Consider the following 545-nt stretch of genomic DNA (forward strand, 5'->3'; position numbering starts at 1 on the left):
CCAGAGGGTCCCACAACCCCACACACGCAACACCCGCCGGCTATCACACGCGCATGGTTTAGCCTCATCCGCTTTCGCTCACCACTACTCACGGAATCACTATTGTTTTCTCTTCCTACGGGTACTGAGATGTTTCACTTCCCCGCGTTACCACCAACCGCCCTATACATTCAGACGGCGGCAACACCACATGACTGGTGCTAGGTTTCCCCATTCGGACATCCCCGGATCAACGTCTGGTTGGCGACTCCCCGAGGCTTAACGCAGCCTCCCACGTCCTTCATCGGCTCCTGATGCCAAGGCATCCACCGTGTGCCCTAAAAAACTTGGCCACAAAGATGCTCGCGTCCACTATGCAATTCACAAACAACAAACAGGCCCACCGATCACACCCACCACCAGACCCGACCACCCTGCGAACAACAGAGCGACCAGCGGTATGACAGGAGACCGGCCCCGCAAACGAGAACCCGAACCAGCTCCGCGACCGTCGACACGGCCACGCAAGCCAAAGCCCGTTTCCTCAGGACCCAACAGTGTGTCCA

At 58.0% G+C, this 545-nt stretch carries 1 rRNA gene; it reads right to left on the reverse strand.

What is annotated here, in order from left to right:
- Positions 1-332, reverse strand: a 23S ribosomal RNA gene (locus tag IEY93_RS37630); the annotation flags it as partial.
- Positions 333-545 lie beyond the last annotated feature (213 nt).

Origin of the sequence: Sphaerisporangium melleum, assembly GCF_014646695.1 — a bacterium.
GTDB lineage: Bacteria > Actinomycetota > Actinomycetes > Streptosporangiales > Streptosporangiaceae > Sphaerisporangium > Sphaerisporangium melleum.